Origin of the sequence: Microcoleus sp. T2B6 (assembly GCF_036700475.1) — a bacterium.
Lineage (GTDB): Bacteria > Cyanobacteriota > Cyanobacteriia > Cyanobacteriales > Microcoleaceae > Microcoleus.
In genome coordinates, this window is record NZ_JAUBOZ010000015.1 from 60,923 (window position 1) to 86,319 (window position 25,397).

11 protein-coding genes are annotated in these 25,397 nt (G+C 44.5%); 8 read left to right on the forward strand and 3 right to left on the reverse strand.

Features of this window, described 5'->3' with window-relative positions; all coding sequences use genetic code 11:
• Positions 1–16: 16 nt before the first annotated feature.
• From QUA00_RS09490 to QUA00_RS09525, 8 genes are all read left to right on the forward strand, one after another.
• Positions 17–415: a response regulator gene (locus QUA00_RS09490; protein ID WP_333144070.1), complete on the forward strand. Its 399-nt coding sequence runs from the start codon at positions 17–19 to the stop codon at positions 413–415.
• Positions 412–3,570 (forward strand): PAS domain S-box protein, encoded by a 3,159-nt coding sequence (locus QUA00_RS09495; RefSeq protein WP_333409452.1) that lies wholly within the window; start codon positions 412–414, stop codon positions 3,568–3,570. Before QUA00_RS09490 ends, QUA00_RS09495 begins: the two co-directional genes overlap by 4 nt.
• 339 nt (positions 3,571–3,909) lie before the next feature.
• Entirely contained in the window at positions 3,910–5,850 is a 1,941-nt protein-coding gene (locus tag QUA00_RS09500; RefSeq protein ID WP_333144072.1) for a response regulator, read from the forward strand.
• On the forward strand, positions 5,851–7,758 hold the full coding sequence (locus tag QUA00_RS09505) for a PAS domain S-box protein (protein WP_333144073.1): 1,908 nt from the start codon (positions 5,851–5,853) through the stop codon (positions 7,756–7,758).
• 534 nt (positions 7,759–8,292) lie between these two features.
• The gene (locus QUA00_RS09510; protein WP_333409453.1) at positions 8,293–8,463 is read left to right on the forward strand and encodes a hypothetical protein; all 171 of its coding nucleotides are present in this window, start codon (positions 8,293–8,295) and stop codon (positions 8,461–8,463) included.
• The gene (locus QUA00_RS09515) at positions 8,460–8,912 is read left to right on the forward strand and encodes a response regulator (RefSeq protein ID WP_333409454.1); all 453 of its coding nucleotides are present in this window, start codon (positions 8,460–8,462) and stop codon (positions 8,910–8,912) included. Before QUA00_RS09510 ends, QUA00_RS09515 begins: the two co-directional genes overlap by 4 nt.
• A gap of 128 nt (positions 8,913–9,040) precedes the next feature.
• Positions 9,041–10,702 carry a diguanylate cyclase domain-containing protein gene (locus QUA00_RS09520; protein WP_333409455.1) on the forward strand — a complete coding sequence of 554 codons (1,662 nt, stop codon included), beginning with the start codon at positions 9,041–9,043 and terminating at the stop codon, positions 10,700–10,702.
• A 299-nt stretch (positions 10,703–11,001) separates the two neighbouring features.
• Complete coding sequence (locus tag QUA00_RS09525) at positions 11,002–11,190, forward strand: hypothetical protein (RefSeq protein WP_333409456.1); 189 nt, start codon at positions 11,002–11,004, stop codon at positions 11,188–11,190.
• Between the two features lie 41 nt (positions 11,191–11,231).
• Here the strand turns inward: QUA00_RS09525 and QUA00_RS09530 are convergent, their stop codons facing one another.
• The 3 genes from QUA00_RS09530 to QUA00_RS09540 all read right to left on the reverse strand — a co-directional run bounded on the left by QUA00_RS09530 (position 11,232) and on the right by QUA00_RS09540 (position 25,304).
• On the reverse strand, positions 11,232–16,253 hold the full coding sequence (locus QUA00_RS09530; RefSeq protein WP_333409457.1) for a PAS domain S-box protein: 5,022 nt from the start codon (positions 16,251–16,253) through the stop codon (positions 11,232–11,234).
• Between the two features lie 929 nt (positions 16,254–17,182).
• Positions 17,183–18,406 carry a hybrid sensor histidine kinase/response regulator gene (locus QUA00_RS09535; RefSeq protein ID WP_333409458.1) on the reverse strand — a complete coding sequence of 408 codons (1,224 nt, stop codon included), beginning with the start codon at positions 18,404–18,406 and terminating at the stop codon, positions 17,183–17,185.
• 406 nt (positions 18,407–18,812) lie between these two features.
• Positions 18,813–25,304 (reverse strand): PAS domain S-box protein, encoded by a 6,492-nt coding sequence (locus QUA00_RS09540; RefSeq protein WP_333409459.1) that lies wholly within the window; start codon positions 25,302–25,304, stop codon positions 18,813–18,815.
• Positions 25,305–25,397 lie beyond the last annotated feature (93 nt).

A 25,397-nucleotide genomic window follows, 5' to 3' on the forward strand; every position in this document is an offset into this window, starting at 1 on the left:
ATAGAAGTAAAATTTTATGCTGAAACCAGTAATTTTGTGCGTTGATGATGAAGTTGTGGTCTTAAATAGTTTAAAAATTCAGCTTAAAAAAGAATTTGGGGATGCTTACCTCTATGAAGTAGCAGAAAACGCAGATGAAGCTATGGAAATTCTGGAGGAAATTCAGAAAGAAGATGAAAGTGATATTTTGGTCATAGTATCTGACTGGTTAATGCCAGGGATTAAAGGAGATGATTTTTTGATTATGGTTCACCAAAAATATCCTAAAATTGTGAAGGTCATGCTGAGCGGGCAAGCAAACGAAGTAGCAATAGCACGGGTGAAAGAGCAAGCAAACTTGCACCGTTGTTTGTACAAGCCGTGGGAACGCCAAGAATTAGTAGAAACAATAAAATCTGGGTTAAAAAAAATATGAACCATAAACCTGTGATTATTTGCGTGGATGACGAACCGATAATTCTTGAAAGTTTGAAAATTGAGTTAAAAAAAACCCTGGGGGAAGAACATTTATTAGAAACCGCTGAAGGCGGCGAAGATGCTTTAGAGTTAATCGAGGAATTACTGGCTGATGGCTGCGAAATCGTAGCAGTAATTTGCGATTATCTGATGCCGAATATCAAAGGGGACGAATTGCTGAAGCAAATTCACAGAATTTCCCCAAAAACTATCAAAATTATGCTGACGGGGCAAGCAGACCTCGAAGCAGTGGCGAATACGATTAAATATGCTAAATTGTACCGATATATATCGAAGCCTTGGCAGTCAGAAGACTTGAAGTTGACGGTAAAAGAAGCCATCAATAGCTATTTTATGGAGAAGCAATTAGCGGAACAAAATGCTCAACTCCAAAAGCTAAATCAAGAATTGGAAACTTTAGTCGAGGAGCGGACTGCACAACTACGCTTGTCTGAGGAAAAGTTTGCTAAAGCTTTTCGTTCGTCTCCCAACCCGATTACTATTACCAGATTTAATGACGGTCGTTATTTAGAAATTAATGAGGCTTTTTGCCAGACAATCGGTTATTCTGCCGCAGAAATTCTCGATCGCACGGCGATTGATTTGAATCTTTGGGAAAATATACAAGCCCGCGCTGAGTTGTGTAAAATGTTAGATGAAAAACAAATTATTCTCAACTACGAATTTGATTTTCGCACTAAAACAGGGGAACTCAGAACCGGGCTACTGTCAGCAGAAATCATTGACATTCATGGCGAAACCTGCGTGATTTCTGTGATTCAAGATATTAGCGATCGCAAATTAGCCGAAGAAAAACTCCGATCAGTAGCGGCTTCTTTAGCAGCAGCGCAAAGAATCGCCCGTGTCGGTAATTGGGAATGCGATTTATCGACCAACACAACTACTTGGTCGCAAGAGTTATCTCGGATTTTTGGGATTGAGCCAACTCAGCCTGCGCCAACACTAACTGAGTTTTCGCAATACGTGCATCCCGACGATAGACAAAAGTGGCAAACAACGATCGACGCTGCTATTGCTAGCGGGCAATCTTACACTTTGGAATATCGAATTCTGCGGCCGGAACCGAAAATTGCTGCCGATAATTCCCCGTCACAAATAAGTGAAGGCGGCTTCATCCGCTACATCGAAGCCAGAGGAGAAGTAGTTGTCAACCAACAAGGGCAAGTGACAAAACTATTCACAACTTTGATGGACATTACCCCACGCAAGCTGGCAGAACTAGCCCTAGCAGAGAGCGAAGAAAAATACCGTCATTTAGTTGAAACTTCCCAAGATATTATTTGGTCTTGCAATGATCAAGGCCACATTACTTTTGTGAACCAAGCAGTTAAACAAATATACGGTTACGAGCCTGAAGAAATGCTTGGCTGTTCTTTTAGCGATTTTTTAGCTCCAGGAGAGATAGACTGGAAATGGGAACTTCAGCAGCGCTTACTGACAGGAAAAACTGTGTTTCAGTACGAAAATATAGTATTAGGAAAAGACGGCAGAAAGATTGATGTAACTACCAAGGCGATCGCGCGCATGGACGCTGAAGGAAATATCATCGGCACAACAGGCACTGCTAGCGATATTACCGAACGCAAACAAGCTGAAATAGTCCTGCAAAAAGCCAAAGAAGAAGCCGACAGAGCGAACAGGGCAAAAAGCGAATTTCTCTCGAATATGAGCCACGAATTGCGAACTCCCCTCAACGCAATTCTCGGTTTCAGCCAACTGCTAGCCCGCGACCCAGACCTCGGTGCCGACCAACAGCAATACTTAGGAATTATTACCCAGAGCGGGGAACATTTGCTCGTTCTGATCAACAATATTTTGCAAATGTCAAAAATTGAAGTCGGGCTGGTGACACTTAATAACAGCACCTTCGACTTGCACAAACTGCTAAAAAATACTGAAAATATGCTGAAGCTGCAAGCCGAAAAAAAAGGGTTGCAGTTAATTTTTGATTGCCCAGCCGACCTACCTCAATATATAGAAAGTGACGAAAGCAAGTTGCGACAAGTATTGATCAATGTAGTGGGAAATGCTATTAAGTTTACGACCGAAGGTGGTGTTAATTTGAGAATCAAACATGAGTTGTTGAAAACTAAAACTCATGGAGAGATGCCGCCAATTGACTGTTGCTGTTTGCTATTTGAAGTGGAAGACACTGGTTCAGGAATTTCTGCGGCAGAAATGGACAATTTATTTAAACCTTTCGCGCAAACTGAAAGCGGAAAAAAAGCTCAAGAAGGAACAGGTTTGGGCTTGCCAATCAGCAAGCAGTTCGTTAAGTTAATGGGAGGGAAGATGACGGTAACAAGCACCCCCGGTCGCGGCAGCATTTTTAGATTTGATGTTAAAGTTTCGCTCCCTAATGAAATGGAAATTCAGGTGGCTCAAACAGCTAGCCGAGTGGTCGGTCTCGAACCAGGACAGCCAGAATACCGGATTTTAGTTGTTGACGATCGCCTGGAAAGCCGCTTGCTGTTGGTCAGAATGCTGACATCGCTAGGCTTTGCGGTGCAGGAAGCTGAAAATGGCGTTCAAGCTGTGGAAATGTGGTCGAGTTGGGAACCTCATTTGATTTGGATGGATATGCGGATGCCGGTGATGGACGGTTACGAAGCTACTAAACAGATTAAAGCGCATTTGAAAGGTCAAGTAACGGTGATTATTGCTCTGACTGCAAGTGCTTTTGATGAAGAGCGATCGGTGATTTTGTCTGCTGGTTGCGATGATTTTGTAGCGAAGCCTTTTCGGGAGCAAGTGATTCTGGAAAAGATGGCTAAGTATCTGGGAGTCCGCTATGTTTACGATCGAGAAGCTTCGCTAAGTTATGATGCTGCGGTGTCCGCCGAGGTTTCCACGGCAACTGAAACGGCTGATTTGCCTTTTACGCTCAATACTTCATTTTTGGAAGCGATGCCTGCTGAATGGGTTGATGAATTGTATTCTGCGGCCGATGCGGTTGATAACGAGGAGATTTTTCGGCTGTTGTTGTCGATCCCTCCTATTAATGCTAGTTTCGGCAGCGCGATCGCTGATTTGGCGAATAACTTCCGGTGCGATCGGATTATCGATTTGATTGAGGAGTTTAGAAATTGTTGAAGGATGAAAGAAGAAGGGATAATAGGGGCAGGTTCAGGATTATTGATGATGTAGGTCGATCGCCTAGGGAGCATCTCATATTTGTAAAAATACTTCTTCTGGCTCCTTCCTTCTGCCTCTTTCCTCCTGCCTCCTGCCCCGCAGCTTCGGGCCTCAAAACTCCAATTTCTAGCTTAGCTGCCAAAATGAGATGAGCCCCTTTAATCTCCCATCTCAAATCTTAACTAGGATAAGTTGTGTAAATATAAAATGAGTTGATTGAGGATGGAGTGCTATAATGACTTTTTAACCAGTTTTCAGCATTTCAACACTTCTTAAATTAACAAAAAATAACCAGCGATGACCAACAATCACAGAGAAGAAAATAAAGGCAACATATTAATTGTTGACGATACTCCCGAAAATTTGCAAGTTTTATCAGCAACGCTGTGCGATCGGGGCTACAAAGTCCGCGGCGTAATTAGCGGCAAAATGGCAATCAGAGCCGCGCGATCTGGTTCTCCAGATTTGATTTTGCTGGACATCAAAATGCCGGAAATGGACGGCTACGAAGTCTGCACGCAGCTCCAGGCAGATCCGAAGACATCAGAAATTCCCGTTATTTTTATCAGCGCTTTAGATGAGGTATTGGACAAATTAACCGCATTTCAAGTGGGAGCGGTAGATTATGTCACAAAACCGTTTCATGTAGCAGAAGTTTTAGCGCGAATCGAACACCAACTGACTATCCAAAGACTGAAAAAACAATTAATCGATCGCAATAAAGAACTGCAAGAAGAAATAATAGAACGCAAAAAAGCCGAAGAAGCAGCGGCCGCTGCATCCCTCGCAAAAAGTCAATTCGTTGCCAACATGAGCCACGAATTGCGGACTCCCCTGAACGCCATCCTGGGTTTTACCCAAGTCATGAGCCGCGACTCTTTGCTCAGCCACGAAAATCTCGAAAATCTCCGAATTATTAACCGCAGCGGTCAACATTTGCTGGAACTAATTAACGATGTTTTAGACTTGTCGAAAATAGAAGCAGGGATAATTGCCTTAGATGAACGCAGCTTTGACCTTTATCTACTCCTCGACACTCTCGAAGAAATGTTTCAAATCAAAGCTGAAACAAAAAAAATGCAACTGAGATTTTCCGTCGAGGCTAATGTTCCCCAATATATAAAAACTGACGAAAAAAAGCTGCGCGTCTGCTTAATTAACCTGCTGGGAAATGCCATGAAATTCACTCCCGAGGGGGGCAGTATTTGGCTGCGCGTGAGCGTGGAAAGCAACCAGCCGCAGTCGGTAGAATCGGGAAGTTATCCTAACTATACGTCGCTCGAACCATTGTTAATTTTGTTTGAAGTTGAAGACACGGGAATTGGCATTGCAACAGCAGAATTTGATACTTTATTTGAGGCTTTCGTGCAAACACAAGCCGGGAGAAAAGCGGCTGATGGTACGGGATTGGGTTTGACAATTACTAAAAAATACGTGCAGATAATGGGCGGGGATATTAGGGCCAAAAGTGTTGTAGGTGAGGGAAGCAGTTTTAAATTTAATATCCGAGTATTTGCCGCTATTTCGTCTGAAATAACAGTGGCGACATTGCAGCGGGTGATCGGACTAGAAGCAGATCAACCAATTTATCGGATTTTAGCAGTAGACGACAATCCAGACAATCGGCTGCTGCTGCTTAAAATGTTACAACCAATTGGTTTTGAAGTCCGAGAAGCGGAAAATGGCTACCAAGCTGTTGAACTTTGGGAAAGTTGGCAGCCTCATTTAATTTGGCTGGATACGCGAATGCCAGTAATGGACGGTTTTGAAGCTGTCCAACGAATTAGATATAAAGAGAAACAAACTCAGTGGAAAACTGTAATTATTGCTCTGACTGCTAGCACTTTTGAGGAAAGAAAAGACGAAATTATCGCCGCAGGTTGCGACGATTTTGTGCGAAAACCTTTTCAAGAACAAATCCTCTTTGATAAGATGGCTTGCTATTTGGGAGTGCGCTATCTTTATCAAGAGTTGCCCCAGCTCCCAGTCGGGGCTTTACGGCGTTATTGTGTGAAGGAAAAACCCGATTCATTTTTCGGAGGGCTGCTGGCTCAGATGCCTCAAAGCTGGGTGCAGGAACTCTACGACGCCGCTAATGATGTTAATGAAGAGCTAGCGATTCAACTTGTCGATCGCATCTGGGAAAGTCATCCAATTTTAGCTGAGGCTTTAAAAGATTTGCTTGCCGATTACCGACTCGACAAGATAATGGATTTAACTCAATCGAGTTTAAAATAAATGGATAATAGCGAAATTAAAGTATTGGTGGTTGATGACCAACCAAGCAATCTGCGGTTCTTATCCAAACTGCTAACATCCCAGGGGTATCAAGTTTACCGAGCTATTTGCGGGCCACTGGCGTTGCATGTTGCGATCGCCCATTGCCCGGATTTAATTTTGCTCGACATTAGAATGCCGGAAATGAACGGTTATGAAGTTTGTCGGAGACTGAAAGCGACACCAGAAACCGAACAAATTCCGGTAATTTTTTTAAGCGTCTTAGATGAAATGAATGATAAATTACAAGCTTTTCGAGTAGGAGGCGCCGACTATATTACTAAACCATTTCAAGTAGAAGAAGTTTTAGCGCGCATCGACAAGCAAGTCCGCTTGCAAAAACTGCAACAGCAATTAAAAGAGCAAAATTATCAACTGCAACAGTCACAGTCGCTGCTTGCTAGCATATTAAATAGTTCCTTAGACTGTGTGGTGGCTTATTCGGCTGTCCGCGACAGTGAGGGAAATATTGTAGATTTCCAGTGGCTCTTGATCAACCCTGCCGCCGAAAAATTTTATGGGCTGCTATTCAATGACATAGTTGGCAAGAATTTGTTATCCCAAGTTTCCCAAGTTAGCAATAACGGGTTATTTGATTTGTATGTTTCTGTAGTAGAAACAGGAGAAACTGTAGACCAAGAAATTTATTACGAACAGGAGCGAGATACAATTGTTTGGCTGCACATTGTGGCGGTAAAATTAAACGATGGTCTGGCAGTAACATTTCGTAACATCACCGAGCGCAAACGAGCAGAAATTGCCCTACGAGACAGCGAAGAACGCTTCCGCGCGATATTCGAGCAAGCAGCAGTCGGCATAGCTAAAACCGCACTTTGTGGTAAATTTATACGGGTAAATCCCGGCTTTTGTCAAATAGTCCGCTATGCAGAATCGGAATTGTTACAGCAAAATTGGCAGGCAATTACTCACCCGGATGACAGAGAAGCGGACAGAGAATACCTGCGCTCGCTGTTATCCGGGAAGATTCAAACTTTTTCTGTGGAAAAGCGTTTGGTATGCAAAGATGACGCAGTGCGCTGGGCAAATGTTACTGTTTCGGCAATGCGCGATGTCAAGGGGACGCTGCAGTATTTGATTTGTGCGATCGAGGATATTTCCGAACGCAAGCTGGCACAAGAATTGCTGCAAGAGAGTTTAGACACTCAAACCCGCTACGCTCAAGAATTAACTCGTTCTAATGCCGAACTAGAACAGTTTGCTTACGTGGCTTCTCACGATTTGCAAGCGCCTTTGAGTACGATTGTCGGCTACGCTCAACTATTAGAAAAGCGCTGTCACAACCAACTTGATGCCCAAGGGAATAAATTTATCCGCAATATTGTTAACTCTTGCGGGCGGATGCAGGGGCTGATTGATGACTTGCTGGAGTATTCGCGGGTAGGTCGCAGTGAGAAACCTTTTGATGTGATAGATTGCAATCGGGTTTTTGAGGATGCTTGCGCTAATTTGCAGTTGGCCATCCGCGAGAATCAAGCTTCTGTTACTAGGGGGGATTTGCCCAGGGTAAAAGGTGACAGTTTTCAACTGCTGCAACTGTTTCAAAATTTAATTGGTAACGCCATTAAGTACCGCAGCAGTGAGGCGCCGGTGGTGCAGGTGGACGCTTCGTGTCAGGAGGATAGCTGGGTGTTTTCAGTGCAGGATAATGGTATTGGGATTGCCTCACAGTACCATCCGCGAATTTTTCAGATTTTTCAGCGCTTGCACACCCAAAAACAGTATTCGGGAACTGGTATCGGTTTAGCGATTTGTCAAAGAATTATCGATCGGCACGGCGGCAGCCTTTGGGTAGAATCAGAACCCAATCGAGGCTCGACTTTTTATTTTTCTATTCCTATATCAAAGTGAAGTCAATCGATTTTAGATTTTAGATTTTAGATTTTAGAATTGAAGAAAGCGACCCCACTGATAAATCCGGGGGCTGGTGATATCGATTTGAGATTTGAGATTTGAGATTTGAGATTTGAGATTTGAGATTTGAAGAAAGCGACCCCACTGATAAATCCGGGGGCTTGCGATCAGGATTCGGAGCTTGTTTCTCGCTCCACGGATGAATCCGGGGGCTTGTCAGCAAATTGCTTGATTGTCACCCGTCCTTTACTTAAGCTTTAAATATCTTTATCTGTTCTTTACAAAAATGCTTATAAAGTGTAGCATATTCACTGATGACATCGAGCTAAAAATCTATCAATATAAATCTATTAGCTCTATCCTTATACAACTTATAAATCAGCGGTGCGCGCAAGACTTGTTAATTTTTTTCAACTGTACCCAGAGCATCTTGCTTTGGGATGCAAGAGTTTCCCTAGTAGTTCGGGGAGAAGGATTTGTGAGGTGTTTGCAGTTTGCAGGTTGTCGGACAGACTGCAAAGTGAAACAAGCATGATTCGCAAACCTTTGCAAATGGAGAAAAACCGTAAATTGCTGCAACACAATTTCAGTGTTCTCAGCCAGATTTACCGGATGATGGCAAGAGATTCTTTGCAGGTACTCAGACACGGCTCAAAGTCCCGCAACCTCACAAAAGACGTTCCTAGTGAGGCAAAGCCGTGAATTGTAAAAAGAAAAAATTTACTCTTTTAATAGCAAACGATGACGAGGACACGCGCTTTTTGGTGGAGGAAGCACTGCGAGAAGTTCGATTAGCAATTACGAGCGAATTTGTGGAAAATGGAGAACAAGTGCTAGACTACTTGTACCGTCGCGGTCAATATCTTGGTAGCAGCAATTGGCACCAGCCAGACTTGATACTTTTGGATCTGAATATGCCGAGGCTGGACGGACGAGAAACACTAACTTCGATCAGAGCTGACCCCCATTTGCAACAAATTCCGGTTGTAATGCTCACCACTTCCCACCGCAGAGGAGATATCTTGCTTTGCTACCGCTTGGGAGCCAATTCTTTCATATCCAAACCAGTCACTTTTGAAGGCTTGCTTGAAGTAATGAAGACTTTATGTGAGTATTGGTTTGAAATCGTTTCACTCCCGCCGGATATGTAAGCATTAATGGAGCGCTAAATGCTTAGTTTGAGTGTATAGTGAATTTGATCGGCCGAAATATTGGCCGATCGCAAGTATCGCTATCAAAACAAAAAAGTTGCTTTCGACGCGCTCCGAAGGCTATAGTTGTGTTAACACGTCACCAATGTCTGAAAATTTTGTTGGTTGAGGATGACCTCGGAGCTCCGACAATGATCGAAGACCTTCTAGGGTCATTCAGCGAGTCTCTATTTCTGCTCCAAACTGTTAAGTCTCTGGAGATAGGAGTTGGGCGTCTGGAAGTAGACAAGTTTGACGCCGTACTATTAGATTTGTCAGTGTCAGACAGCTTGAGGGGAAGCGAGGATCTCGCAGTTTTGAAAGGGCGATGGCCCACATTGCCAATTGTGGTGCTGACAGATATCAGCGATGAAAATATGGCCCGGTCAGTATTGCGCTGGGGCGCTCAAGATTGTTTGGTAAAGGGAAGATTTCACAGAACTCTGCTGGTGCGGGCAATCCATTACGCGATCGAACGCCAGCAAATCGAAGAACAATTGCGGCAGCAGGCTCTCCGACAGCGCCTGTTGGGGAAAATGATCGAACATATTCGATCGTCAATAGATCCGGCAAGCATTCTCCAAAATACCGTTGCAGATGTGCGACAATTTCTCCAAACAGACCGCGTTTTAATTTATCGCTGTCAGGATTGGGTGTCTCAATTGGACGGGGAAGAGCACAAAGGTGCGATCGTCGCAGGTGACGGTTTGCCAGAAGGTGATATTGAAAACCAAAATATTAGTGCTGCTTTGGCGGTATCCTGCTTTATTTTAGTCGAATCCCAGTCGGTACAAGCAATAGCAGATGTCAGCACTGCCCCCTTGGCTGGCAGTTGCAAAGAATTGTTGACAGATTGTGAAATTGCAGCAGTTATAAGCGTACCAATTTGGCAATCAGGCGACTGGGAAACGGCAAAAGAAACACAAGAAGCCACGGTTTGGGAAGTCGAGAACAATCAAGATGCAGCGGAAAATTATATCGGGAACCAGGCGAGTGGCAAACCGCAGGCGCACAGTAAAAATTTGCCGGATTCGATCGCAGAAAATGGCCATAGTTTGTGGGGAATGCTGACAGCATACAATTGCTACGGTGTCAGGGAATGGCAGCAGTGGGAAATAGATTTTTTAGAGCACTTGGCAAATCAAGTGGCGATCGCGATCGAACAATCTCAACTTTACCGCAAGCTAGCAATAGCCAATCAAAAATTGCAGCAACTGGCAACTACTGACGGACTGACTGGCATTGCCAATCGCCGCCAGTTCGATCGCATTTTGAGCTTAGAGTGGCGCAGATTGGCAAGAGAGGAACTGCCACTGTCTTTAATTATGTTTGACATCGACTTTTTTAAACTTTACAACGAGTTTTATGGGCATCTCGGCGGGGACGATTGTTTGCGCCAAGTTGCGGGGGCGATCGCCAGCGCCACCAACCGGGCTGGGGATTTGACTGCCCGCTACGGTGGCGAAGAATTTGCCCTAGTGCTGCCCAACACCAGCGCCCAAGGGGCAAACGCTGTCGCCCGGAAAATTTGCGACGGCATCGCCGGCTTGAAACTGCCCCACGCGCGATCGTCGATCGGCCCCTACGTTACCCTCAGTTGCGGCATTGCGACAGCGATTCCTTCTGCCCAGGAATCTCCCACCACCCTAATTCACAGCGCTGACAGCGCCCTTTATCAAGCCAAAACCGAAGGCAAAAATCGCATTTGTCACGCCAGGAGTAACTCGGAATCTTCCCCAATTTTTATGTAAAAGTTGAAGGTAATATCATTTCCGGTTACACCAGAATGATGTTGACTGTTGACTGTTGACTGTTGACTGTTGACTGTTGACTGTTGACTGTTGACTGTTGACTGTCAACAGTGAAATCGAATTTACTATTCCGATGCTAACGGATTTGATATAATTGGTAATTTGTAATATCGTGTTTGATTTTTCACTCACAACGGTATTTGATATTACTGAGATGTTGCACCCTTCTCAATTACTTGTTGAGGAACAGGCAAGATGCCTGTTCCACGAGAAAATTCACTCTTTGTGGAACAGGCATCTTGCCTGTTATTTTGAAGGGTGCAAGAGCTGAGATATTACCCATTTCCGCATTTGATATTACTGAGATGTTGCACCCTTCTCAATTACTTGTTGAGGAACAGGCAAGATGCCTGTTCCACAAGAAAATTCACTCTTTGTGGAACAGGCCGAAAAGCCTGTTCTTGAGAATCGTGCAAGATGTGAGATAGTAACCATTTCCGCTTCCTAATTTCCAATTACCAATTGCTAATTATTGCCCCAAATTTGAATTCCTACCAGTTAAATTCGGCCGCACTGGAATTTCAATCAAAAACTCCGCGCCCTCTCCCGGTGTCGAAATACAACTCAATCTGCCGCCGTGGCGATCGACTATAATCGAGTGAGAAATCGACAGTCCCAAACCCGTGCCCTTGCCCACAGGTTTAGTCGTGAAAAAGGGGTCAAACAGCCTCGATCGCACTGACTCCGGTATCCCCCCCCCGTTGTCGGCAATCGATACCGCTACGAAGTCCGCAGCCGCCTGATAACTGCGAATAGCGATCGTGCTGGGATGTCGATCGCACTCCTCGATCGAACGCTGCTTGTCCCGTTCTTCCAAAGCATCGATCGCATTAATTAAAATATTCATAAATACCTGATTCAACTCGCCCGGAAAACATTCAATTTGTGGCAAGATTTGGTAATCTTTAACTATCAGAATTTCTCCTGGACTGCTGTGAGATTTTAAGCGATTTTGCAAAATCATCAAAGTGCTATCAATTCCTTCGTGAATGTTAACCGCCTTCCCTGCGGACTCGTCCAATCGGGAAAAATTACGCAACGATTTCACGATTTCGACAATTCGCTCGGTTCCTACTTGCATCGAATTAAACAATTTCGGGAAATCCTCAGCAATATAAGCCAAGTCTATTTCCTCAATTTTCTGCAAGACTTGGGCGGGAGGATGAGGACAGTAATGCTGGTAAACTTTAATCAATTCCAGCAAATCTAAAGTGTAATTGCGAGCCGGATTGAGATTGCCGTGAATAAAGCTAACAGGATTATTAATTTCGTGAGCAACACCAGCAACTAACTGACCCAAGCTCACCATTTTTTCATTTTGAACGAGCTGAGCTTGAGTCGTTCGCAGTTTGTTAATAGCTGCTTCTAACTCTAGCGCTTTTGAACGTTCTCGCGCTTCCGATTCCTGCAAAGCTGACTCGGCTTGTTTGCGATCGGCAATTTCACTTTGTGCTTGCTCAAACAGCATTGATTGCTGGATCGCGATCGCCAACTGCACGCTAATTTGTTTGAGACACTCGACCTCAATTTCCAGCCAGTGGCGAGGGCCCGCGCACTCGTGGGCAATCAATAGCCCCCACAACTTCTCGCCTTGCAAAATTGGCACTACCAAATTAGCTCGCACCTGAAATTGACTTAATAAATTAAGGTAGCACTGGGAAAGACCAGCTTTGTAAATATCATCTACAGGTACAGCGCGACCGTGTTCGTAAGCAGAAGCATAGCTGTATTCAAAGCAGGGATCGTTAATAGTTAGTCCCTGAATCGATCGCCACTTTTGGCCCACCGACTCGACAGTTACAAAACCGCTCCTATCGGGATTAAAGCGATAAATTATTGTCCTGTCTGTTTGCAAAAATTGCCGTACTTCAGCCACAGCTTTTGTCAAAATTTCTTTTAAATTGAGAGAAGAGCGAATGCGTTCCAGCATCTCTACCACCAAGCGTTCTCGCTTTAATTGCTGGCGCAAGATAGCCTCGGCAAGTTTGCGAGAGCTAATATCTTCAATCACAGCAATTACATAGCTAGGTTCCCCAAACCCATCCCGCACTAAAGATACAGTCATATTAGTCCAAACAAATGAACCGTTTTTGCGAATAAAGCGTTTTTCAAGGGAATAATTAAAAATTTCCCCAGCTAACAGTCTGTCGCGCGACTCGGCATCTGCTGCTACATCTTCGGGGTGAGAAATCTCCCCAACATTTCGCGATTTCAGCTCCAATTCTGAGTATCCCACAATATTGCAAAACCCTTGATTTGCATTCAAAAATTGACCGTCGCGCCACACTTTAACAATGCCAATCGCCGCTTGTTCAAATACAGCGCGAAATCGCTGTTCGCTTTCTTGTAAAGCAATTTCTGCTTTTTTGCGATGGCTAATGTCCATTGCCGTGCCAAACAGCCGCACCACCTGACCCAACTCATTTTTAATAGCTTGTCCTTTAGCGTTAACGTGCCTAATTTCTCCTGATGGGAAATAGATGCGGTGGTCGATATCGTAAGCTGTTCCTTCAGTCACTGCTTTTTGTACAACTTCTGCGAACCTTTCTTTGTCATCGGGATGAATTTGCTCTAAAAGTTCTTCCATTGTCGGTGGCAGATTCAATTCTCGACCATAAACTCGAAACAGTTCTTCCGACCAAGTAATAAGTCCTGCCTCCCTATCGAATTCCCAATTGCCGATGCGGGCTATTTTTTGCGCTGCTTGCAACTGTTCGGCAAGTAGTTGCAGAGATGCGATCAACTGCGTTTTTTCGGCTTCTGCTGCCACGCGGGCGCTGATATCTTTGTGAGTGCCCGTTATCCGCAACGGCGCACCCCATTCGTCGTACTCGACTACCTTGCCCATTGCCAGAATCCACTGCCAATTGCCCGCTTTGTTGAGCATCCGAAATTCAAATTCATAAATCTCAGTCTCACCTTCCAAATAGGAATTTAAACATTCCATTACCTTCCCTCGGTCTTCTGGATGCAGCAAACTTTCCCAACCTTTGAGGTTGTTTTCAATTTCGGTTTCTGCGTAGCCAAGCATTGATTTCCAATGAAAATCGAAATAAGTTTCGCCAGTAGCTATATTCCAATCCCACAGCCCCAAAGAGCTGCCTGAAACCGCCAACTGCAATCGCTCTTGACTGAGTTTTAATGCCGATGCGGTGCGTTTTAGTTCTGTGAGGTCGGCAATTATGGCTATCATTCCTATCGGTTGACTAGCGCTATCTTTAATGCAGTTAGCTCGCAAGAAAGTTTCTATGATATCGCCATTTTTACTCTTGATTTCAATTTCACTGTCCCAGGAAAAACCTTTCCGCAGCCCCCTAAATAACTTTCTCAAATCTTGAGATTTGGGGTACATTACTGCTGGGCCGCCGGCATTATTTAGTTCCTCAACTGTATAGCCGTAGCGCTGAATAAATGCTTGATTGTGATAAATGGAATAACCGTCCAAATCGGCGATCGCGATCGCATCACTAGCACTGTCTACAGCTTGAGTTACCAGGCACAGAGTTAGTTCGGCTTGTTTGCGATCGGTAATGTCAAAAATCGCTCTGTCGAGCCACAAAACTAGCCCTTCTATATTGTAAGTTGGCCTACCTCTTTCCGACATCCACCGCACCGCCCCGTCAGCGCGAACAATCCGGTATTCTAGATTGTACGGCTGTTTCGACTCTACGGCTGCGCTGATTTGTCGATCGACCATTTCCTTGTCTGCCTCGTGGACAATTGTCGCAAAACTCAAGCCGTTGTTGCCAATAAAATCCCCAGCAGGATACCCACTAATTACCTCAATTTCATCGCTAATAAATACCATCGTCCCCTCAGCATCGTACAAGCTGCGGCAGATAGCGCCGGGGATATTCTCAACGAGCGATCGAAATCTGGCTTCGCTCTCCCGCAAAGCTGCTTCTGCCTGTTTTAAATCAGTAATATCCAGCACCATGCCTTCCCAAACTATATCCCCTTCCTGCCCTATTTCAGTCGGACAATCAACTCGTTCCGGTTTCGACGAAACCCCTTGCATCCACTTAAGTTTTCCCGACGGTAAAATCGCGCGCCATTCCTGCTGCCAGGGCTGCATATTTGCCGCAGAAACAGCAAGAGATTCTTCAATTTTTTGACGCTCATCTGGATGAAGAAAACTAAAAAGGAGTTGAGGATTCTGCTGAATATTTTCTGGTGCCAATTCAAATAAATCGCGGCTGCCCGAAGAAATATAAGGAAAACTTTTTTTGCCGTCGATTGAGAGACGAAATTGATAAATTATTCCCGGTAAATTGGCAGCAAGTTGCCGCAGTCTAGCTTCGCTTTCTTGCTGCGCTAATTGTTGGCGCCTATCCTGAGTGATATCTCGAATTATCCCGACGAGAATTTTACTGCCATCGGTATTTTCAAAGACAGTTTTTTTAGTAGACAAAATGTGCTTTGCACCGCTGCCGTCCGTAAATATTTCCTCGCTCTCGTTTTCTTCCCCCGTCCTAAAAACTTGTTCGTCATTCTGCCAAAAAATCTCAGCTTCTTGTTTTGGGAAAAAGTCGTAATCCGACTTGCCCAGCAGTTCCTCGCGCTGCTTGCCGAGCAGCTTGCAAAAAGCATTATTTAACAGTATCCAGCGGTGATCTTCGTCCTTGACAAAAATGGGATCAGCCAGTGCATCTATCGTATAATTCAAAAACTTTTTACTAGCTTCCAGTTCGGAGAGTGCTAAAATTTTATCCGTAATATCGTGGATAGTTCCTGTCGTCCCCTGTGGCGCGCCGTCCCAGCCCAACATAAAAAATTCTTGCACTTCCACCCACCGAATTTCGCCATTTTTGGTAATATATCGACTTTGATAACAACAGGATGTTTCTTGATTTGGTTTCTGACCTCTAAACGAATTTAAATATTGGTATTGATCCTCAGAATGAATGTAACTCAAACAGGAAGTTCCTAAGCTTTCATCAACGGTAAATCCGGTAATTTCCGTCCAAGCTGGATTTAGAAAAGTCCAATGGCCCGCAGTATTTGTTTCAAAAACTACTTCTTTGATATTGCCAACAACCTGCTGGTATTTTTGTTGACTTTTTTGCCATTCTGCTTGCCGTTTCTGGCGGGCGATCGCGCACCTGAGCGTCCGCACCAGCAGCCGGCTGTCTACCTGTCTTTTCACCAAATAATCTTGGGCGCCGGCGGCAATTAACTCGACAGCCAGTTCTTCGTCATCTGCGGCTGTCAGAATGACGATCGGAATATTTATACCGCAATCTTGCAGTCGGAAAAAAGTATTAAATTTTAGGCTGTCAGGAAGTGAAAGATCTAATAAAATTACATCAAAAATTTTGTCGCTTAAAATTTCAATCGCTTCCCGGAGGCGAACTACATTGGTGACATCAATTGATAGTCCTAGTTGGCCCTCAGACAGCAGTTCTTGAATGAGTTCTGCATCTTCTGCACAGTCTTCTACTAAAAGAATTTTTAAACCAGGCGTTAAAGTTGACTCAAACACAGAGGTCATACCATTTTATATTTTAGATTTGAGATTGGAGATTGGGAATGACTGATGAGTATCGCAGTTTGGTTCTTGCGTACAGTGGCATTTTTTTTTACTGCTATCCTTTTGCTATTTTTTAGTAATTATAAAATCTCAGCAGCGGATGCAGCTACCTAGCTGATGATTGGGGAACTTGAACCGCACCAGGGCTGTTTCATTCTCTTGTAGGGGCAATCCCACGCCCGGTTGCCCCGATATCTAAAACCCCTACCCGCTCGTCTATCGGCTGGGCGGGCACGGGGAGTAGGGGTCGCACCGCCCCTACAAAACCCTGGTTTTTCTGAGAATGAAACAGCCCTGTGAACCGCACGCACGAGAGTGGGCTGTGTGCTTGCAGACCCCGCAGATTTGTAGAATTGAGTTGTTCGCTGCAAGTTTTCCGCCTCGCCCCAAACCTAGCGATCCAAAACTATAATACTCTTACCAATATTGCAACTCAACTCTCTTTTAATTTACAACCTTTGGCAGGGGAATAGCAAGAGGCCACTCAAAAGAGTGCGGAGTAATCAGGATTTGCCTTGCTGATAGCCTTGGAAACTTTAGATTATAAATTGCCGTTTAAAGCTTGCCTAAAGTTGCCTTATTTTTTTAAAATGGTATAGCAATCCTCAATCATTTGTGAATTTCTTACTCCCTCCCTGCGGCTTCGGGGAGGGTTGGGGTGAGGTAAAAAGTTTACGACTCCTGCAAGGATTGCTATATTACTACTAAGCTACGAGAATTACCGTTGATTTACAAAATACGCTCTGAGATTGTCTTCGGTTAATTGCCCGCAATTAGCGCCTATTTGTATTGAGCAATGCAAGTCCTCTCTCGATCGAGTAACCAAGACTTGCATTCCTTGCTACAAATTTAATTACCAACTTAATTAGGGTTGTCTAACTGGACACAATTTAACTCTGTTGAGTCGCTCCATTTTTCTGCGGTTTTGGCAGCACAACTGTAAACACGCTGCCTTGACCGACATTGCTGCTAATAGCAATCTCACCGTTAAAAGGTTTTAAAAGTTCAATACAAGTATAAAGTCCTAGACCTGTTCCTGTGGGTTCCCCTTCGGTTTTTTCCTCGCCTTTAGGCGGCTTGGAGGTGTAAAAAGGGTCAAAAAGTTTTGACAAATCTTCAGATGATATGCCGCATCCCGTATCTGCAATATCCATGTATATGTTCGAGTCGTCTTGCCGAGTCACGATAGTTATTTCTTTGCTTTTCTTTTCCCACATAGCATCCATTGCATTATTGATTAAATTATAAAATACTTGAGAAAGATAGGAATAAATTAATGGAATACTGCCAATTTCTTCGTCATAAAAGTATTTTTTTCTAATTTTATTTTTAAAATACAGGTTGCCTTCCAATAGCTGAATTTCTCTCTGCACTAAATCGTTGATATTCACCGGGTGCAAATCTTGCTTTTGCTCGTTTCGGCTTTTCATCATCAGAGTATCCATGATCTGATTGATTTTTGTGACAGCTTGAAAAATATACTTGGTATAATTAAACAGAGAGTCTTCTTGAATTTGTGTGGCTTTTGTTTCAATCAAATCGACGCTAGTCTGGATCACTTGCAGCGGACTTTTGAGGTTGTGAACCATGCCCTGAGTCAAACGTCCGATGATCGCTGTTTTTTCCTGGTTTATTAATTGCTTGGTTTTTTGTTCAACAAGTTTTTCCAGGTTTTGGTTGAGGTGGGCAAGTTCGAGGTTTTTTTCTTCGAGTTTTTTTTGCAAGCTGCGGATTGTCAAGTGGGTTTGAATCCGGCTCAAAACTTCTTCGTGCTGGAAAGGCTTAGTGATGTAGTCAACGGCTCCTGTCTGAAAGCCTTTTACTTTATCAGGCGTATCGGAAAGGGCGCTCATGAAGATGATGGGAATATCTTGCGTTGACGGGTCTGCTTTCAAACGTCGGCAAGTTTCAAAACCGTCAATTCCTGGCATCATGATATCCAAAAGAATCAAGTCTGGATGGATGTAGTCAATTTGCTCGATCGCACTTTCGCCGTCTAGAGCCACTAATACTTTAAACCCGTAATTCCTTAACAACTCGAAAAGTACGTCAAGATTTGTTTGGTTGTCATCGACAATTAGTATGATGCTTCTTTCGGAATTCTTATCGTTCATATTCAAGGGAAATCTTCAAATTTTTGAGTGTTGAGTTGTGGTTTGTGACGTAAAACGTGATTCAATGAATTTTTTGCGGATCTAGAAACCCGGTGGGAGCATCTCATATTTGTAAAAACACTTCTTCTGGCTCCTTCCTTCTTCCTCTTCCCTCCTGCCTCCTGCCTCCTGCCTCCTGCCTCAAAACTCCAATTTTTAGCTTGGCTGCTGTCATTGAGATGCTCCAAACCCGGTTGCTTCCTAGATGCTTCTATTTGCAATAACCGTTTGAGGAGCAGGCTGCGAGTCCGGGCCGCCCAAGCAGATTAAGTTGTCGCTTCGCGGGAGGCCCGAACCCCTGATTGAGAATGGTACTCAGGGCGCGAGATTTAACTGATTTTGAGTGGTCTGTTAGCTACCGTCAATTTTAGGACAAATGTTGCTTCAAAAAATCTCGAATTTGCTTGAGCTGAAATCCTTTAGCAAGTTGGCGCAGGTGATGAACGAAAGGCACTAATGTCGGGTCAGAATGTTCGAGTTTAGCAGTTTCTTCCAGAATAGCTTCAATATCGCCCATTGCAGCCAATCTTAACAACGCCAAGACTGACTCTGACGCCGGAGACACCATCGTTGAGTCAGCAGCAGCAATCTCAGAAGATGCTTTTGCAGTTTGATCTGTCCGCTTTTTGGTTTGCGCTCGTTCTTCGTAAACCCATTCTAGTCTCAAATGCAGGCGCAATAATTCTAAAAGCTCGTTAGTTTGAATCGGCTTGGTGAGAAAATTATCGCAACCTGCAAGTATGCTCTGTTGCCTGCTAGTCTCGTAAACGTTAGCGGACAAAGCAAGGATAACCGTATCTTTTAATTCCGGCAACTGTCGCAGCCGCCTGGTAGCTTCCCAACCGTCCATTACGGGCATCAGCAAATCCATTAAAATTAGATCGGGTAGAAATTCCTGTGCTTTGTGCAAGCAGTCTTCGCCGTCTGTGGCCTGTGCAATTTCAAAGCCTAAATGAACAAGTAGCCTGTGCAACATGGCGCGATTTACTTCGTGATCGTCCACGATTAGCACTTTCCGCTGGGGGCCGATAAAACCTACAAGCCGCCTTTTTTCTTGCCGGGAGGGGAGTTCCGAACACTGGGCGACTGCTGGCAAGTCTAGATCCAACCAAAATATGCTGCCTTTGCCGGAGGTACTTTGGACGCGAATTTGGCTGCCCATCATTTTGACTAATTTTTGGCTGATCGAAAGTCCCAGGCCGGTACCTTCGACGAAATTTTTATGATCGCCCACTTGATGAAAAGGCAAAAATATTTCTTCTAATTTATTCTGAGAAATGCCAATGCCGGTATCTTCGATTTGAAAGCGAATTTTAGGGGTAGGGGTACGATCGCCGGTATTGTCTGTTGTCACCTCGCGCGCCTCTGTTGTTCCTAGCGGCGGGTTCGACATTTGCTGCGCGTCTATATTCCCGGCCAAATTGATTGTTTGAGTGGCAATTTCCGCTGTCAAACTAGAATTTTCGCAGTTGGTTTGAGGATAATTATCGGGGAAATTTTCTGCATAACCGACTTTGAAGGTAACGCTGCCGCTGTTCGTAAACTTAACGGCATTACTGAGCAAATTAATCAAAACTTGACGTAACCTTTTTTCGTCGGCCCAAATGCCGTCTGGCAGGGCTGAAACCTGCTCGTAATTAAAAGCAATTCCTTTTTGAGCAGAGCGCATCTGGAACAAATCAATAATACTTTTAACAAAACTGGAAAAATGCACATTTGTCAGTGACAGCTCCATTTTACTCGCTTCGATTTTTGAGAGGTCTAAAACATCATTAATCAGCGTCAGCAGGTGGTTGCCGCACTGGTGAATGTTGTTAAGACTTTCCTGCTGATCTGCGGTCAAATTTTTATCGACTTTGAGCAGTTGAATGTATCCCAAAATCCCGTTCAAAGGCGTCCGCAATTCGTGGCTCATGTTGGCGAGAAAGTCGCTTTTAGCGCGGTTGGCGGATTCGGCGGCTTCTTTAGCTAATTGCAGGGCGGCTTCTGCCTGTTTGCGATCGGCAATTTCGGTTTGTGCTTGTTCAAATAGCGTCGATTGCTGAATGGCGATCGCCAACTGCACCCCCAATTGTTTTAGGCACTCTCCCTCCAATTGTTGCCAGGGACGCGGGCCCGTGCAGTGGTGGGCAATTAACAGCCCCCACAAGTTTTCGCCTTGCAAAATCGGCACTACCAGATTCGCTCTCACCTCGAACCGAGTCAACAAAGCCAAGTGGCAGTCGGCCAGACCGGCATTGTAAACATCTTCTGTTGCTCTAATTCTGCCGTCTCGGTAAAGAGTAACGTAGGCTTCCCCAAAACATGGGTCATAAATATCCATTCCTACAATGGGTAGGGTATTTTCGGCAACCGACTCTACAGCGATAAACCCGCTCCAATCGGGATTAAATTGGTAAATAACTGTGCGATCTACTTGCAAAAACTGTCGCACTTCTTCGACAGTTTTGGTAAGAATTTCTTCTAAATTTAGAGAAGACCTAATGCGTTCCAGCATAGCTACTGCCAACTGTTCGCGCTTTAACTTTTGGCGCAAAATTACTTCAGATTCTTTGCGTTTTGTGATGTCTGTAATTACTGCAATTAAGCCGATGTAATTCCCATTAATATCTTGAATACTGTCAGCTCGCACCAGAGCAGTTACTGCTTCGCAGCTCTTAGTTTGCAGTGAAAGTTCGCCACACCAAGAGCGACCTTGGCGAAGGCTTTTATAGATTTGTTTGTAATTTTTAGGTCGGACATAAAGCGCGGCCATATCGCCAATATCATTGAGTTCTTCCACCGTGTAGCCGTAGCGCTGAATGAAGGCTTGATTGTGGTAAATAGACCGCCCATTCAAGTCGGCGATCGCGATCGCGTCGCTGGTACTTTCGACGGCTTGAGTGACCCGCAGTAAAGCTAATTCTGCTGCTTTGCGATCGCTGATATCCGTCATCGAACCCACCATCCGCAGAGGGTTTCCGGCTTCATCCCACACTGCTTGAGCGCGAGCGAGCACCCACTTATAGCTACCGTCTTTGCACTGCAAGCGGTATTCGGCGGCGTAATTGGGGGTTTGCCGATCGAGATAACCTTGGATCGCTGCTTGCACTCGTGAGCGATCTTCTGGATGGATGCGATCGATCCATGCGGTGTTGCGGCTGTCGATTTCGCCGTCTGTGTAACCGATAATTTCTTGCCAGCGGGCCGATCGAAAAGCTTCATTTGTTTGAAGATTCAGATCCCAAATTCCGTCTTGATTGCCTTTGAGAACTAACTGCCAGCGTTCTTCACTTTTACGCAATTCTTCTTCGGCTTGTTTGCGCTGAATATGATCGCCCAACTGAGTCGCTACAGCCTTGACCAACTCTACTATACGCGGTTCCATAATCGAGCGATCGCGCTTGCAGAATACTAAAACTGCCAGCACCTTTGAGCTAGCGTGAATTGGCACTCCGAAACAAGCTTTCAATCCGACTGATTTCGCCATTTGCGATCGGGCAAAAAGATGATTTTTGGCTAGAGAAATATCTTCAATCCATTCTACATTTCTGGTTGACCAAATCCGTCCAGGTACTGCCACTCCGGCGGCGAATCTAATTTTTTTACTTTCGCAGCCGAACCTATCTAAATCGCGATCGCTAGCGTACCAAGTTTCGCTGTGTTCCAAAAAAGTACCGTTAGCACTCGGTATCCAAGCTTCTGCAAAATTCCAGCCGATCGCATTGCACAGCAACCGCAAAATATCTGGGAGGGCGCTCTGAAAATCTGCCGACTGACTAATGGCTTGAGTTGCTGCCAGCAACAGCTTTATTTCATCTTCTGCTTGCTTGCTTTCTGTAATATCAGTGGCCGTGCCGAGAATTTGTTGTAACTTACCGTCTGCTGTTTTCGCAAATACAGTATCTCGGCTGACCATCCAGCGCCAAGAACCATCCTTGTGCCTAATTCTGTATTCAATTTCAAAGATATCCCCTTCGCTGCCTGTTTCGACTTGCTGTAAATAATCAGGCATTTTGATTAAATTTTCGGGGTGGATTAAAGTTGACATCATCCACGGCCCCATTGCCTGAATCTCCTCTACTGTATAGCCAAGAATGTGGTAGATAGAAGCGTTTGCATAGATATTTTTTTTTTCAATTAAGTCACAAACATACAAAATATTAGGACTGGCTCCAGCAATTTGCTGAGCGAACCGCTGGCTTTCCCGCAATGCTGCTTCTGTTTTTTTTCTTTGGGAAATATCGCGAACAATGCAAATGATTTCCCCGTCGGGCAGCATTGTCAGCGAGACATCTAGAGGGACTTCCGAGCGGTCGCGACGGCATCCTACTGCTTCGGTGCTGTAAGAACCTTTCTTCACTACAGTCGGCAGGACTTCTTGCTCGAACCTTTGCAGTTCTGCACCTTGGTAGAAGATTTTCCAACTTTTACCTAAGATTTCTTCGAGAGAGTCGTAACCGTAGATTTTTAGTCGTGCTGCGTTGCAATAAATCACCTCTTTGTCGGCACTGAATATGGCGATACCTTCGGAAGCTTGGGCCATTGCCGCTGCTTGCCTGTGGAGTTTTGACTCAAAACGTTTGCGATTGGTGATGTCGCGGACGATCGCGATAATTTCGTCCTCTGTGCAGAAGACAATTCTCGCTTCAAAATCGTACAGTTCACCCTTAACTGGCATTTGATATTCTACGACTTGAATCTCGCCAGTGTCGATCGCTTGTTGATGGCCCGACAAGATTTTGTCAGCAAAAGCAGCCGGCAATATGTCTTGTGCTTTTTTGCCAATTAGTGATTTTTGTGGTAGGATATTCTCGAAATCTTTGGCCGGTTTGAAGTCTACAAAAGTGCCGTCTGCCCGACAGCGAAATATCATGTCTGGTATCGCATTTAAAAGAGCGCGGTTTGTGGCTGCGCTCTTACCCAATTCAGCTTCAGCTTGCTTGCTAAATGTAACGTCGCGAGCCACTGCATAAATCAAACCTTCTTCTGCAAACGGCGATGCTGTCCACGAGAGCCATTTATAAGTACCATCTTGGCAAAGATAGCGGTTTTCTAAGCTAATAACGGGGTGGCTTTTTTTAAGTTTTTCTAATTCCGCTACAGTAATTTCTCGGTCTTGTGGATGCACGAATTCTATCAAAGGTTTGGCTAAGATTTCATCACTGCTATAACCCAATACATTTGACCAAGCGGGGTTTAAGCGTTTGAAATAGCCATCAAAACCTGCAATGCAAAGTAAATCCAGCGAGAGATTAAAAAATCGATCGCGGTCTTGCTGGGTTTGTTTCAATTCCGTAACATCCATCACCAAACCATCCCAAACTATATCGCCGTTGGCTTGCTTTTCTGGCTTCGACGCGCCTTGCAGCCATTTCACTCGATCTCCCATAACTTGTCGCCACTGGTGTTGCCAAGCTTGCTGAGTCGCCGCTGAAGTTGCCATCGATAGCTGCAAGTCTGAGATGTCGTCTGGGTGAACTGTTGCAAAAGCCAAAGCGGCATTTTCTTCTATTTGTTCTGGCTTTAAATTGTATATCTGCCAACTGCCGGAAGAAACGTAAGTAAAAGATGTTTTACCATCTACATAAAGCCGATATTGATAGATCATTCCCGGCACGTTGTCGGTCATTATTTGAAATCGAGCTTCGCTTTCCTGCAACGCTATCTGCTGGCGTTTGTATTCGGTCACATCTCGCATTGTGCCGACCAACATTTGACGACCATCGGCGTTCTTAAAAACTGTTCTTTTTGTAGATATAATGCGTTCTTTGCCGCAGGCCTCGGTAAAATTTTCTTCTGTTTCCTGAGAAAGACTTCTTTGCAATACTTCCTCGTCTTGTTGCCAAAAAAAAGCCGCTTGTGCTGGGGGTAAAAAATCGTATCCTGACTTGCCAATCAGTTCCGAGCGCCTTTTTCCTATCAAATTGCAAAAAGCATCGTTTAATACGATCCATTTGTGCTGCTCATCTTTGACAAAAATCGGGTCAGGAATAGAATTGATCGTGTGATTTAAAAACTCTTCTGAGGCTTTTAATTGAGCTTCGTAACGGTAGCGATCGCTCACGTCTAAGACTACTTTAATCATGTGGTCGATCGAGCCGTCTAGGGCGCGAATACAGCGCAGGGAAACTCTAGTATAAACTGTTTTTCCGTCTTTTCTGCGCCACCTTTTGTCTAGAACATAGCCTTCGCTCTCCCCGGCAAAAATTTTTTTTAACTGCTCTAAACTGGCCTGCAAGTCATCAGGAAAACCCCACTGATCCCATTTTATGTGCAAAAAATCTTGGCGATTGTATCCCAGCAAATCGCACAAAGCATTGTTCACTTCCAACCACTCGCATTTTTCGGGTTCTGAGGGAGAAATTGGAGGAGCAATAATGGCAATTCCGACCAGAGAATTCTCGACTACTGACCGATATTTTTCTTCGCTTTTTCGTAAAGCTTCTTGGTTCTGCTGTCGCTCGACTGCGTAGCGAAGCGATCTAATTAACACTTCGCTGTCGATTTTTCGCTTGACTAGATAATCTTGAGCGCCGGCTTGGATTGACTGCACGGCAAGCTCTTCATCGTTGCGGGCAGTCAGGACGACAATCGGAGTATTCAGGCTATATTCTTGTATTTTGACAATTGTATTTAAGTCTTGGCTGTCGGGCAGCGAAAGATCTAGTAAAATCACATCAAAATTTTCGCCTACCAAAAGTTCCTGCGCTTTGCTGAGACAGTCTGTACAACTTACTGATAGCCTTTGGGGTTCGGCTCTACTGACATTTGTTTCTAATAATAATTCTTCGATCAGATCGGCTTCTGCTTGATTGTCTTCGACCAGAAGAACTTTAAAGCCATTTCGCTTTGCGGGTGGGCTCAAAACTGATATCATATACCTTGTTTTTTGTAATAAGGCAGTTTAGCTAACTATTATAGCATATAAAGAATTGTATAGCCACAAATCCCGCCCTTCCCAGTTAAAAAC